This window comes from Thermosynechococcus sp. HY213, from assembly GCF_031460975.1.
Classification (GTDB): domain Bacteria; phylum Cyanobacteriota; class Cyanobacteriia; order Thermosynechococcales; family Thermosynechococcaceae; genus Thermosynechococcus.
In genome coordinates, this window is record NZ_JAVKVB010000016.1 from 403,145 (window position 1) to 416,292 (window position 13,148).

Consider the following 13,148-nt stretch of genomic DNA (forward strand, 5'->3'; position numbering starts at 1 on the left):
ACGATAGCCTATTTCTCAGGGATTCTAGGTAGAGCCAAGGGACAGTTGAACGGCGGTAATCGCCTCCACCAAGGGCGATCGCAAGGCAGCGATATACTCTGGCCAGCCAATGAGAATTGGTTGCTGATGGGCAAGGGTCTGTCCCTGTAACCCCGTAGCATCAAAGCGCAAGGGATTTCCCTGCAAGTCGGTGCACACCAAACCTGCTGCCGTTGCTAAAGCCAAGGGGGCGGTGGTGTCCCAGAGCTTCACCCGCTGATTTAAGTAAAGGTAGAGTCCCGCCCGTCCCAAAATCACTTCAATCACCTTGAGGCCAAAACTGCCCAGAAAGCGAAATTCCACTTGGGGCAACACCTGATGAATTGCATCGCCGTAGGTGCGGTAGTCGCGATAGCCAATCATGATCGGGCAATGGTCTTCATTAGGAGAGGGCGGGCAAACGGGTAAGAGGGGGACAGGGGGGCCACCACTGCTCATCTGAAAGAGTCCCCAATCTTTACCGCCATAGTAGAGGTGATCCAGATTGGGAGCATAGATCCAACCCGCCACTGGACTGTAGTGCGCCAGCAGGCCCACCATGAGGGCGTAACCTTGGCGATGGTGAATCAGATCATCCGTGCCATCGAGGGGATCAATCAGCCAGTAGCGATTTTTCGGTTCTTGAAAGATCGCTTGGGAGTCAGCATTTTCTTCGCTGATGATGCCATCCTCAGGAAACCAAGCGCGAAATTTCTGACTTAGCAGCCGATCCAAGAAGCGATCAATACTGGTGGCAAAGTCTTGGCGTCCCTTTTCAATGACCTCAAAGGGTTGCTGTGCCAGTTGCCGTGCCCGCTGCCCCGCTTGGCGCAGAAGTTGATTGATCTGCCAGATTTGGCTAGAGGTCAGGGGGGGAGAAGTCATCATTTGAGGTCCAGCCGTCCACTTTCCTTCAGTTTGGCGTTAAAGACCAGCGGCTCCTGTAGCGATCGCTGCTTTAGCTGTTCTAGAATTGCTGCTTCAACCCGCCGCGCCACCTGTTTTAGCAGTTTCGGTTGCGTCAATGGATCGGCACTTGCCCATGCAGTGCGTTCGGCCTCGGTCATTTGCTCCCTGACATCAATGGCATTTTCCCACTGGGGGCGATCGCGATCGTTGCCGAGGGGGACGGTTCCCAATTCCGCTAGCCACTGTTGTTTTACAGCTTCTAGCCACGGGCGATCGGGACGTTCGATGGCGATCGCCTTATAGCCACGACACTGCTGGGGACAACGCACAAGGTGTTGCAGCAAACTCAGTCGCATATCCCGCGAATAGCCAATATACTGTACGCTGCCAGTGGCATCAAAAATGGCATAGAGACCGATCGCCCCCTTAAGATCCGGTGCTACCCGGCCTGAATCATCAATGTAGGGATGGAAGGGCAATTCAGCCAAAGTCGGCGCAGGAAAGCTCATGTTGGCAGGGGTGGCTCATCTTTGCGTGCTTCACCCTCAGTATGCCCTATCTGTGGATGTGTGGCAGGAGTGGGAGATTTGGTATGGGCCCGTTGGCGCAATTGTTGTGCCCGTTGGTGCAGTTTTTGAAAGTAGTCGGTGCTGGTAATTTCGGCAACGGATTTCTTTCGCTTTTCTTGGTCAATTTCGATTTTTAGTTCACTCAGTTCCTCCTCCAGTTGATCTTGGCGCTGCTCTACCGCCTGTGCCATGTCCAAAAAGACTTGGGCAAGTTCTGCCATGTCATCACTCCCTTGAGCATAGTGCCTGAGAACTCTGGGATCAAGCTGGTTAAACTGATCATGCTTGAGGGCGTGGGCAGCACTGACAAGGGTACGAATCGGCTTAGTAATCGAAGGAGCCACAATCAGGGAAATGAGAATGACCCCAACACAGACATTGCTTTCAGTTTGGTTGTAGAGCACCACCATCCCCATCGGTAATAGGGAAATCAGCAGCATCACCAGCAGCAGCCGCCCCGAAATTGACCACAAAAGCCTTGACCAACCCTGTTGCCACCGAAGCATAGATCCACTCAGGGTAGAATGGGAATCTTGATCAAACCACCACTGTTCCAGCCTAGTGCGAACGAAGGATATTGGGCGATGTTTTGGACAACTCGGCTATGGCAACGCCGCTGGTCTGCTTGGCTCCACCCTTGGCGGGGGATGGATTGGCTCCTTTTAATTGCCGTATGGCTGATTACGCTGTTGGGGGCAGTGGCGATTCACAGTGCCGAGCTGCACATTGGCGAAAAGGATGGCTTCCAACATCTGGCGATCGCGGGCGTGGGGACGATTTTGCTTTTCCTACTGGCACGGGTGCCGACATCGGTCTTTATCTCAGTCCATTGGTGGGTCTATGGTATCAGTTGTGCCCTTCTACTGGCTGTGAGCTTATTTGGTGTGGAAGCTAACGGTGCCCAAAGTTGGCTGCCCATTGCGGGCTTTAACCTCCAGCCTTCAGAATTTGCCAAAATCTCGATCATCCTCACCCAAGCTGCCCTTCTCCAGCGGGTGCCTGCCAATGGCCTCAGGGGTATTCTACGGGTGTTTGCGGCAACGGTCTTGCCCCTAGGGTTGATTTTATCCGAACCTGATTTGGGGACCTCCCTTGTCTTTGGCGCCATCACCTTGGGCATGCTCTATTGGGCCAATGCCCGTTTGGGCTGGATTGTGCTGATGCTCTCTCCTTTGGTGGCGGCCATTCTCTTTGCCCTACCGCTGCCCTATGCACTCAATCTGGTGCTGTGGTTCCTGTGGACATTAGGGATGGGGGTTGTGGCATGGCAAAACCTGCCCTTGGGGTGGATTGGGGCGATCGGCGGCATTGTTCTGAACCTTTCAGGGGCAGGACTGGGTCAATTGCTGTGGAGTGTTCTCAAGGACTACCAAAAAGACCGCCTCTTAATGTTTTTAGATCCCGATAAGGATCCCTTGGGGGCGGGCTATCACCTGATCCAATCCCGCATTGCCATTGGTGCGGGTGGACTGTGGGGGCGAGGGCTGTTTCACGGCACGCAGACACAATTGGGGTTTATCCCTGAGCAGCACACGGACTTTATTTTCTCCGCCATCGGTGAGGAATTAGGCTTTTTGGGGGGGCTGCTGGTTTTAGGACTGTTTTGGTTGATTGGCCTGCGGCTATTGCAAATTGCCAATAGCGCCCGCAATGATTTTGGCTCGCTCCTAGCCATTGGTCTCTTTGCAATGCTGATGTTCCAAGCGGTGGTCAATATCGGCATGACCATGAACCTATTTCCTGTGACGGGTATTCCCTTGCCCTTCCTCAGCTATGGCCGTTCTGCCCTTTTGGCAACCTATATTGGTTTGGGGCTAGTGCAATCGGTGGCCAATCATTGCCTGCGATCGCGCTACTGAAGTCAAGCACCCTTTGTTAAAATTCATGAAGATTGCCCATAGCAGTGAAATCCCATGAGCGAGTCCCCAGAACCCACGCCCTCCCCTGTCGAGCAGCCCAGTTATGTCAAATTGGCCATGCGGAACATGGTACGCAAGGGGGGCAAATCTCTGACCCATTTTGCCCTCACCAGTATCGGTCTGTTGGCGTTGTTGGTGGGCTTGTCCTACCTCACCCGCTAGTGAGAACACAGCAAAAACAAATGACGGTTACCGTCTATCTAGAACTTCACGATCCTTCCCTGAGCAATGAGGTGGCAGAACTTCCTTGGCAAGTGTGGTTTCGCACGTGGATTGCCATGGTTGAACCAAACCAAGGTAAGGCCTATGAGGTAACACTGCGTTTAACGACGGATGCTGAAATTCAGGTGCTTAATTATCAGTATCGCGATCGCGACACCCCTACGGATGTACTCGCCTTTGCCACCCGTGACTACGGGCTTCCTCTGCCCCCTGCAGAACCAGAGTACCTAGGGGACATTATTATTTCTGGCGACACCGCCCGAAAGCAAGCCAGAGAAGGGGGGTATTCTCTATCCATAGAAGTGACTTGGCTGGCTTGCCATGGCCTCCTCCATCTTTTGGGCTGGGATCATCCCGATGAGACGCAATTGGCGCGCATGCTTGCCCAGCAGGCTGAGTGTCTTAGGGCAGTGGGTCTTGCCCCTCCCTATTCTCCCGATGATCCATAGGAACGAAATCCCAAAGGATGTGCTTAAATGGAAGGCGTTAACAGCCAAATTTTTTGAAAAACTTTTTAAGGTGTATGGAATCCAGCGTCAACACTTAAAGACCAATGTTTGGTGTGATGGGTAACGTTATGACACAAAAAGTTCTTGCCACCTACGCTGAGAAAACATCAGGGATAACCATACTGCGACAGCGCTCCTACCGTGTGGCGCCCTCTTTACTGAATAGTTTCCGTTATGCATGGGCGGGAGTGGTCTATGCCTTTCAAACTCAGCGCAATTTTCGGATTCACACCGCAGTTGGTCTTAGCGCGATCGCCCTCAGTGGTCTGTTAAAACTTCCCCCCGTTGAGGTGGCAGTGATTTTGCTCACGATTGGTGTTGTCATGGGGCTAGAGCTGCTGAATACGGCTCTTGAAGCGGTGGTGGATCTCACCGTTGGTAAGCAATATCATGATCTCGCTCGCATTGCCAAGGATTGTGCCGCTGGTGCGGTTCTGCTCAGCGCGATCGCAGCGGTGGGGGTGGCGATGGCCTTAATTGTGCCGCCCTTGGTTTATCCGATTGTGGGAACGTTGCTATAAACTTGTCATCCAATCAGGAGGGGCTAAACATTAAAGCGGAAGAGCATCACATCCCCCTCCTGCACAACATAATCTTTACCTTCACTGCGGACTAGGCCTTTTTCCTTAGCCACCGTCATGGACTGACAGGCCACTAGGTCTGCGTAGCTCACCGTCTCAGCGCGAATAAAACCCCGCTCAAAGTCACTGTGAATAACGCCTGCGGCTTGGGGGGCTTTGGCACCCGCTGGAATCGTCCAGGCTCGAGTTTCCTTAGGCCCTGTAGTAAAAAAGGTTTGCAGACCCAGCAACTTGTAGGTTGAGCGAATCAGCGATCGCAAGCCCCCTTCAGTGACCCCCAAGCTAGCAAGATATTCAGCGCGATCGCCCTCGGGCAAATCCACAAGTTCAGCCTCCACCTGAGCAGAGACAATCACCACCTCCGCCCCCTCCTGCTGGGCAATCTCCTGAACCGCCGCTGTCCATTCATTGCCAGTGGCCAAATCCTGCTCAGCCACATTAGCGGCATAGATCACGGGCTTACGGGTGAGCAATCCCAGAAAGCGAATGGCGGCTTCTTCGTCCTCCGTCAGTTGACACAGACGAGCAGGCTGTCCCTCATTGAGCACGCCAAGGAGCTTTTCAAGAGCCGTGAGTTCAATCTGTGCCTCTTTTTGCGATCGCGCTGCCTTACGGGTACGTTCAATCCGTTTTTCAATTTGCGCTAAATCCGCAAGGGCAAGTTCTAAGTTAATGACCGCAATATCCTCGACAGGATTGACGCGACCTGCCACGTGGACAATATCCTCATCTTCAAAGCAGCGCACCACGTGCACAATGGCATCCACCTCGCGAATATTGGCCAAGAACTGGTTGCCCAATCCTTCCCCTTTGCTGGCTCCCTTCACCAAACCCGCAATATCCACAAACTCTACCCGTGTCGGCACGATCTGCGCTGATTGGGAAATTTTTGCCAATACCTCCAGCCGTTCATCGGGGACGGCCACCACACCGACATTGGGTTCAATCGTACAAAACGGAAAATTGGCCGCCTCGGCCTTGGCATTGGCCACAAGGGCATTAAACAGCGTTGATTTGCCCACATTCGGTAGGCCGACAATTCCCGCGCGTAACATCAGACCCTACAACCTCATTCTCAAGGGAAGACATTTCCCAGCCATTGCACCCAAAAATGGGAAGGTTAATTTTCAATAACACTCCAACTTATCAGAAATTCCAGCCCTAGGCAACTACGGGCACACTCAAAACCGCTGTCAGAGAAGAATCGGCAACAAAAATAAAAGAGGCAACCCTTGATGAGTGCCTCTAAGTGCTCTGTGCCTAAATGGGAGGCTCTAGGGATTCACTGCCCTAGGCATCAAAGTAGAGGGTGAATTCATAGGGGTGAGGACGCAGGGACATGGGAATCACTTCTGTGTCCAGCTTGTACTGAATCCAGTTGAGGATAAAGTCTTCGCTAAAGACACCGCCCGCTGTGAGGAAGCTATGATCCTTTTGCAGGTTTTCCAGAGCCGCCATGAGTGAACCGGGGGTGGAGGGAATTTTGGCCAGTTCTTCGGGGCTGAGGTCATAGATATCAACATCCAAGGGGCTACCCGGATCAATTTGATTCTTGATGCCATCAATGCCCGCACACAGCATCGCCGCAAAGGCAAGGTAGGGGTTACTGGTGGCATCGGGGCAACGAAACTCTAGGCGCTTCGCTTTGGGATTGGCACCAGTGAGAGGAATCCGCACAGAGGCAGAGCGGTTGCCTTGGGAATAGGCAAGGTTCACGGGGGCTTCAAAGCCGGGAACTAGGCGCTTGTAGGAGTTCGTTGTCGGGTTGGTAAAGGCCAGCAGCGCTGGAGCGTGCTTGAGAAGACCCCCAATGTACCAGAGGGCAATTTGGCTCAAATTGGCGTAGCCCTCGCCCCAGAACAGGGGCTGACCATCTTTCCAAATCGACTGGTGGGTGTGCATCCCCGAACCGTTGTCGTTGAAGACAGGCTTGGGCATAAAGGTTGCCACTTTACCGTGCTTGCGGGCAACGTTCTTGACGCAGTACTTATAGGTCATCAGCCAGTCGGCAGCTTGAATGAGAGTGCCAAAGCGGAAACCCAACTCGCACTGACCTCCTGTGGCCACTTCGTGGTGATGTTTTTCAATGGGCACACCGCACTTGGCCATCGTTAAGAGCATTTCTGTCCGCAGGTCTTGCAGTGTATCCGTCGGCGCAACAGGGAAGTAGCCCTCTTTGCCACGGATTTTGTAGCCAAGGTTGCCCCCTTCTTCTTCGCGGCCAGTGTTCCAAACACCTTCAATACTATCAACGTAGTAGTAGCCAGACTTTTGGTTTTGGTCGTAGCGAACGTCATCGAAAACAAAGAACTCGGCTTCGGGGCCAAAGTAGGCCGTATCACCAATGCCGGTGGCTTTTAGGTACTCAATGGCACGGGTGGCAATGGAGCGCGGGCAGCGATCGTAGAGTTCTCCGGTGCGTGGATCTTTGATGGTGCAAATCATGCTCAGGGTGGGTTCTTTCATGAAGGGGTCTTCCCACGCCGTATCCGGATCCGGCACCATCACCATGTCGGATTCGTTGATCGCTTTCCAACCGCGAATACTGGAGCCGTCGAAGGGCACACCCTCGGTAAATGAACGTTCGTCAATTTGGCTCTTGTGAACCGTCAGGTGTTGCCACGTGCCGGGCATGTCAATAAATTTCAAGTCGATGAGCTCGTACTTGCTGTTGATCAAATTCAAGATTTCTTGGGGCGTTGCCATGTATAGGTTACTCCTTCTGTATTGGGCGCACCACAGCGACAATCTATGGTAGAAAGTTGCCCCAGTTAATTTTTGTATCGGAGGCTACCAAAATTTCGGTGTTTGCTCCCTAGCGGGAGGTAGCAAGGCGCTGTTTGGGATATAACAGGGGCATGATCAGTAATCCCAAGCCCAGTCCCGCGATCGCCCCAAAGGGAAAGACAATCCAATTGGAATAGCCCCAGACGCCATAGTGTTGCAGTGCCCACTCAAGGGGATAAAACAGCATTAACAACACCGCCACTAAAAAGCCCCCCAGACCATACTGCGGCAGCCAGTACCACTCGCGGGCAGTGGTGGAACGCTCAATCCACCAACGGGTGAGGAGAACGCCCAAAAGGGTGCCATAGCAGCGCATGCACACCGCCATTTTCCAAGGGGGAGCGAGCATCAAGCCCATTTCTGGCTGTGGACATACATGATTGCCCATCGTGTAGATAATGTGGGCAATTTTAGGCAAGAAAAGAAAATGACTAGCGGCCAAGAAAGGCGCAAACAAAGGACCTAGAATCAGTGCCGCCAGAATGACATCAGGCCATAGAGGAGAAAGCGATCGCCACCGCACCATTGGATGTTAGAAATGATACAAAATGATAAACAACCCCCTAGAATTTAACAAATTGTTCACAGCAAGGGCAATCAGTAATTGGGCAGAGCGGCGAGATAGAGATGATCCCTCCACACGGGAATGCTGCTTAATCTTGTCCTCAACCACTCTGCCACGTCATTAAGAAGCTTAGGAGGCTAAGGCAGCTTTGGTCACGGTTGTCAGTGGGGCTGTGTTCTTAACCGTCTCTAAGCGCGGTGAATTCCCCATGAGGGAGGCAGCAAAGAGTTGCCGGTACAGTTGCCCCATCTGGAGGGCGATCGCTTCCCAGTTGAAGAGGGCTTGCACCCGCTCGCGGCCATTTTCCCCAAGGGTACGCGCCCAAGCTGGATTAGCCAAGATACGCTGAATGGCCTTGGCCAAGGCAGGAGCATCCTGAGGCGGCACCAGTAGCCCTGTTTTTTCGGGAATCACCGTGAATTGCAGACCCCCAACCGCAGAGGCAATCACCGGCGTGCCACAGGCCATGGCTTCAATGGCCACCAAGCCAAAGGGTTCATAGTAGCTGGGCACAACGCAGACATTGGCAGCACTGTAGTAAACCGCCAAGCGCTCATGGTCAATTTGCCCGACAAAGGTCACGCGATCGCCCAAGTTGTACTCCTGCACTAATCCTTCAATGCGCCGCCGTTCGGCACCATCACTGCGCTGCGGATCACTCCCCCCCACAAGCAGTAACCGCCCTTGGGGTACCTGAGCCATCGCTGCCACCAGCGTTTCAATCCCTTTGCGGCGATCAAAGCGACCCACATAGAGCACAATCGGCTCATCGGCAGGCAAATTCAGTTGGGCACGGGCATCGGCCACGGGGTAAAAGAGATGCAAATTCGTGCCACAGGGAATCAGACGTGTTTGCCCTGCCTTGGAGACCCAACGCCGTAGGTAGGCTTCCTCTTGGGGGCTAGTCACAATCACACAGTCGGCATTTTCAAGGATGGCTTTTTCCACCATGAGGCGGGTTTCATCCCGTTGGGCTTGCTCAGAAGCCACTTGATATTTCACCACCCCCAAGGAATGGTAGGTGTGCAGCCATTGGAAATTCAACTCCTGACGCAACTGCCAACCCACCCAGCCAGAGAGCCAGTAATTGGTGTGGATCAGGGGATAGCCATATTTGGCATGGTAAGCCTTGAAGGCTTCGACAAACTTCGGCAAGGTCTCAAAGAGTTTCTCACGCGGAATATAGGTCAAAGGCCCTGCCTCGAGGCGAATGGTGCGACAGTGGGGACTGTGCTCAATGACATCGGGGTCATCGGGATGGATTTTGCGGGTAAACATATCCACGTGCCACCCGGCTGCCGCGAGGGCTTCCCCCAATTGCCGTACATAGATATTTTGACCACCGGCGGATTCATGGCCGACATCAGCGGCGGGATCCCCATGCACAGAAATCAAGGCAATGGGTTGACGGGCAGGCACCTGCGGTTGGGGCATGGCAAACGCCCGAGGAAGTGTATTTTTTGCTGTACGGGTTGATAATGCTTGCATAAATACACCTTTTGAATAACGGTCAAAAAAACACTTTTGCACAGGGTTCAGGGATACACTTAACTGGCCAGCAGTTCAATCGTCCCCCTACGATGTCCATTATGGACAAAGGTGTCGGCGAGAACGGTATCATAAACTGCTTCATACTCGCTCACCATCCGTTCAACACTGAACCGCTGCCAAACATAGTCTCGACAGGCCATGCGATCCAGTTGCGGCACTTGGGCAACAGCCGCCACACATTCGTCAACGGAGTGACACAGAAAACCGGTTTTGCCGTGCTCAATCACTTCAGGCGCTGCCCCCTTGGCGATCGCCACCACTGGTGTACCGGCTGCCATGGACTCAATCATCACTAGGCCAAAGGGTTCCTGCCACGTAATCGGAAAGAGCATGGCGATCGCTCCACCTAGGAGAGCATTTTTGGTTGGATGATCTGCTTCGCCGATAAATTGGATCAATTCACCATCAATGTGGGGTTCAATCAATTCCTTGAAGTAGTCGCGATCCACCCGATCCACTTTGCCGGCCATCCGCAGGGGGATGCCCACTCGCTTAGCAATTTCAATGGCATGGTGAGGGCCTTTTTCCGGCGAGAGCCGTCCCAAGAAGGCCAAATAGGGTGGATCGCTGGGCTGGGAATAGAAGTGATGGGTTTCCACGGCAATGGCGTTATAGACCGTGGCAATGTAGTTCAAATCCCGTAGTTGCCGCTGGGAATGGGAAATACTGACATAGTTTTGGTTGCGATATTGGCTGAAAATGCGCTCATTATCCGTCGTAAAGCGACCATGGAGCGTGTGAACAACGGGTGTTTTCACCAGGCTGGCGTAGGGTAAAGCCGTATAGCCCACATGGGAATGGATGACATCAAATTCATTGGCGCGACTAAAGACTTCTCCCAGTTGCAGGGCTTCATAGACGGCATATTCCTGCACATTGGGATCGAGGCGAATGGCGTGGGGATAGGTAGAAACCAATTTGGCTTGGGTAATAGAATCGCCACTGGCAAACAGCGTGACCTCGTGCCCTCGTTTGACTAACTCTTCTGTGAGCAGACTCACCACCAACTCCACACCCCCGTAGGCTGGCGGCGGTACCCGTTCCCACAGGGGAGCGATTTGAGCAATGCGCATACAAGCCTCCTCGAACAATACGGTTGGTCACCGCTGCCTTGATGCTAATCGCGCGATTGACTCAGCAGCATGGCTGCCTCAACGGTACGCAATCTCACTGAAAAAGACCAAGGGGGTAAATCCCTACCTGAAACTTCGGGAATCCGTACTATTATTTGTTATTGTCGCTACATTTTGGCAGTATAAATCAAGATATAATCTTGGGTTTGGCTTGAAGCTTTCGAGATAGAACTCACTTTTTCCAGTGAGAGAAAATGCTCTCGTCTAAACACCCCACTGATCGCTATTCTATGAGCAGGTGCTGCCCCTTTCACGTTTTCTCAAATTTTAGTCGCAATCGTTCATGGATATTCAACTGATTCAACTCTTTGTTAACGGATTGGCGGTGGGCAGTATTATTGCCCTCGCAGCAGTGGGTTTGACGCTCACATTTGGGATTTTGCGCCTGCCCAATTTTGCCCACGGCGACTTTATGACGGCGGGAGCCTACCTAACGCTGGTGGCTAATGCAACAGGACTGGATATTTGGCTCTCAATGGCGATCGGTGGCTTGGGAACGGCAGGGTTAATGCTCCTGAGTGAGAAGCTCCTGTGGCAGCCAATGCGCGATCGCCGCGCAACTTCCACAACACTGATTATTATTTCCATTGGTCTGTCGTTTCTGCTGCGCAATGCCGTGATTCTCATCTGGGGCAGTGAAAACCAAACCTATCGGCTGCCAGTGATGCCTGCCCTTGATTTTTGGGGCGTGAAAATTATTTACGCGAAGGTGATTGTCATGATTTTGGCAGTGGTGGCGATCGCTACTGTGCACTTAATCCTGCAACGCACCAAGGTGGGCAAAGCCATGCGAGCGGTGGCAGATGATTTAGATTTAGCGCGGGTTTCGGGGATTGATGTTGAGTGGGTGGTGCTGTGTACTTGGCTGTTGGCGGGGGTGCTCACGGGGGTGGCCGGGGGTCTCTATGGCCTGATTACGGCTGTGCGGCCAACGATGGGCTGGTTTTTGATCTTGCCCCTCTTTGCCAGTGTGATTCTCGGTGGCATTGGCAATCCCTACGGGGCGATCGCTGGCGCCCTGATTATTGGCGTGGCTCAGGAGATGAGTACCCTGATGATTCCTTCTGAATACAAGCTGGCCGTTGCCCTAGTGATCATGATGGCGGTGCTTTTAGTACGTCCCCAAGGGCTATTTCGTGGCACACTCAGTTAGTGTTCTTAGGAGAAGTCCCCTGAACCTTTACACCCTTGAAGCCCTTGTGGCTACGATCAATGCTGCGCCCCAAGACTGGCGCCCCTTGGTGTTTACCAATGGCTGTTTTGACCTGATCCATGCGGGTCATGTGCGCTATCTGGCGGCAGCCCGTGCCCTGGGTAAACGCTTGGTGGTGGGGTTGAATAGCGATCGCTCGGTGGCAACTCTAAAGCCAAAACGGCCAATTATTCCCGAACAGCAGCGGGCAGAGGTGCTTGCTAGTTTACGATCAGTAGATGCGGTGCTGCTATTTAGCGATCGCACTGCCACGACCCTCATCGAGGTTCTCCAACCGGAGATCTACGTCAAGGGGGGCGATTACCAACTGGAGACCCTACCGGAAGCGGCGGCTGTGCAGCGCTATGGTGGTCGCATTGAACTCATTCAAGTAGAGGTTCCCAGTTCGACAACGGCGATCGTCCAACGCATTTTAGAGTTGCATGGGGAGGAGTCACCGGGCGCATGGTTACCACAGAACCAGCCTTAGCCGATTTACGGGAGCAGTTGTACAACGGCAACGAAAAATCCCAACTGGCCGCCATGACCACCCTGAGTACAGCAGGCAGTGACGGCTATCACCTCTTGCAGGAATTCCTCAAAGACAGTGCCACCTTTTCCCCCCCACCCGCCCCTTGGATTCGCGGTCAGGCCTATCGTCTTCTATTCCACAGCCCAGAAGCCTCTGTGCAAGCCTTTTTGCAACAACACTATCCCCAAGGGGTGATCCCGCTGCGCTCCGATCGCGGGGTGGACTATCGAGAACTGGCTGAACTCCTAGTGGCCGAAAAATTTGAAGCCGCCGATCGCCTAACCAGCCAAAAGCTCTGTGAACTGGCAGGCCCGATGGCACAAAAACGCCGCTGGCTGTATTTCACCGAGGTGGAGCAGTTGCCAATTGTGGATTTGCAAACCATTGATCAGCTATGGCTGGCCTTTTCCCTAGGCCGCTTTGGCTATTCGGTGCAACGGCAACTGTGGCTAGGCTGCGGTCAAAACTGGGATCGGCTGTGGGAGAAAATTGGCTGGCGGCAGGGCAAGCGGTGGCCGCGCTATCCGAATGAATTTATCTGGGACTTGAGTGCCCCGCGCGGCCATTTACCCCTGACCAATCAACTGCGGGGTGTACAGGTGATCAACGCTCTTCTCAATCATCCCGCTTGGACAACCTAGAATAGGGGTAGCAACAAGCG

The 13,148-nt window shown here is 53.2% G+C and carries 15 protein-coding genes; 7 read left to right on the forward strand and 8 right to left on the reverse strand.

What is annotated here, in order from left to right; translation table 11 throughout:
* Positions 1–24: 24 nt before the first annotated feature.
* Genes RHK62_RS11565 through RHK62_RS11575 form a run of 3 tightly spaced genes read right to left on the reverse strand, consistent with a single transcriptional unit; the run spans position 25 to position 2,002 of the window.
* Positions 25–906: a 3'(2'),5'-bisphosphate nucleotidase CysQ gene (locus RHK62_RS11565; protein ID WP_286627022.1), complete on the reverse strand. Its 882-nt coding sequence runs from the start codon at positions 904–906 to the stop codon at positions 25–27.
* Complete coding sequence (locus RHK62_RS11570; RefSeq protein ID WP_149819042.1) at positions 903–1,436, reverse strand: GIY-YIG nuclease family protein; 534 nt, start codon at positions 1,434–1,436, stop codon at positions 903–905. Before RHK62_RS11570 ends, RHK62_RS11565 begins: the two co-directional genes overlap by 4 nt.
* Complete coding sequence (locus RHK62_RS11575) at positions 1,433–2,002, reverse strand: HAMP domain-containing protein (protein ID WP_149819044.1); 570 nt, start codon at positions 2,000–2,002, stop codon at positions 1,433–1,435. The genes RHK62_RS11570 and RHK62_RS11575 overlap by 4 nt, the downstream gene beginning before the upstream one ends.
* Positions 2,003–2,080: 78 nt before the next feature.
* On the opposite strand from RHK62_RS11575, the gene rodA reads away from it, so the two are divergent.
* From rodA to RHK62_RS11595, 4 genes are all read left to right on the forward strand, one after another.
* A complete protein-coding gene (gene rodA / locus RHK62_RS11580; protein ID WP_310453751.1) occupies positions 2,081–3,355 on the forward strand; it encodes a rod shape-determining protein RodA in 1,275 nt (424 codons plus the stop codon).
* 54 nt (positions 3,356–3,409) lie between these two features.
* Positions 3,410–3,577: a DUF3285 domain-containing protein gene (locus tag RHK62_RS11585; RefSeq protein ID WP_149819048.1), complete on the forward strand. Its 168-nt coding sequence runs from the start codon at positions 3,410–3,412 to the stop codon at positions 3,575–3,577.
* A gap of 20 nt (positions 3,578–3,597) precedes the next feature.
* A complete protein-coding gene (ybeY, locus tag RHK62_RS11590) occupies positions 3,598–4,086 on the forward strand; it encodes an rRNA maturation RNase YbeY (protein ID WP_286627029.1) in 489 nt (162 codons plus the stop codon).
* A 128-nt stretch (positions 4,087–4,214) separates the two neighbouring features.
* Positions 4,215–4,667, forward strand: coding sequence for a diacylglycerol kinase family protein (locus RHK62_RS11595; protein WP_286627031.1), 453 nt, complete (start codon positions 4,215–4,217; stop codon positions 4,665–4,667).
* A 23-nt stretch (positions 4,668–4,690) separates the two neighbouring features.
* On the opposite strand, the gene ychF is transcribed toward RHK62_RS11595, so the two are convergent.
* From ychF to RHK62_RS11620, 5 genes are all read right to left on the reverse strand, one after another.
* Positions 4,691–5,782 (reverse strand): redox-regulated ATPase YchF, encoded by a 1,092-nt coding sequence (gene ychF / locus RHK62_RS11600; RefSeq protein ID WP_302680005.1) that lies wholly within the window; start codon positions 5,780–5,782, stop codon positions 4,691–4,693.
* 235 nt (positions 5,783–6,017) lie between these two features.
* A complete protein-coding gene (gene glnA / locus RHK62_RS11605) occupies positions 6,018–7,433 on the reverse strand; it encodes a type I glutamate--ammonia ligase (RefSeq protein ID WP_310453752.1) in 1,416 nt (471 codons plus the stop codon).
* 109 nt (positions 7,434–7,542) lie between these two features.
* Positions 7,543–8,040, reverse strand: coding sequence for a DUF2085 domain-containing protein (locus RHK62_RS11610; protein ID WP_206200036.1), 498 nt, complete (start codon positions 8,038–8,040; stop codon positions 7,543–7,545).
* Positions 8,041–8,208: 168 nt separating this feature from the next.
* A complete protein-coding gene (locus tag RHK62_RS11615) occupies positions 8,209–9,567 on the reverse strand; it encodes a glycosyltransferase family 1 protein (RefSeq protein WP_206200037.1) in 1,359 nt (452 codons plus the stop codon).
* Positions 9,568–9,626: 59 nt separating this feature from the next.
* A complete protein-coding gene (locus tag RHK62_RS11620; RefSeq protein WP_149819063.1) occupies positions 9,627–10,703 on the reverse strand; it encodes a glycosyltransferase family 4 protein in 1,077 nt (358 codons plus the stop codon).
* A 343-nt stretch (positions 10,704–11,046) separates the two neighbouring features.
* Between RHK62_RS11620 and RHK62_RS11625 the strand changes: the two genes are divergently transcribed.
* Genes RHK62_RS11625 through RHK62_RS11635 form a run of 3 tightly spaced genes read left to right on the forward strand, consistent with a single transcriptional unit; the run spans position 11,047 to position 13,128 of the window.
* Positions 11,047–11,916 carry a branched-chain amino acid ABC transporter permease gene (locus RHK62_RS11625; RefSeq protein WP_206200038.1) on the forward strand — a complete coding sequence of 290 codons (870 nt, stop codon included), beginning with the start codon at positions 11,047–11,049 and terminating at the stop codon, positions 11,914–11,916.
* Positions 11,900–12,445 carry a D-glycero-beta-D-manno-heptose 1-phosphate adenylyltransferase gene (rfaE2, locus tag RHK62_RS11630; protein WP_302678201.1) on the forward strand — a complete coding sequence of 182 codons (546 nt, stop codon included), beginning with the start codon at positions 11,900–11,902 and terminating at the stop codon, positions 12,443–12,445. The genes RHK62_RS11625 and rfaE2 overlap by 17 nt, the downstream gene beginning before the upstream one ends.
* Positions 12,421–13,128 carry a GUN4 domain-containing protein gene (locus tag RHK62_RS11635; protein WP_206200039.1) on the forward strand — a complete coding sequence of 236 codons (708 nt, stop codon included), beginning with the start codon at positions 12,421–12,423 and terminating at the stop codon, positions 13,126–13,128. Before rfaE2 ends, RHK62_RS11635 begins: the two co-directional genes overlap by 25 nt.
* The last annotated feature ends 20 nt before the right edge of the window (positions 13,129–13,148 follow it).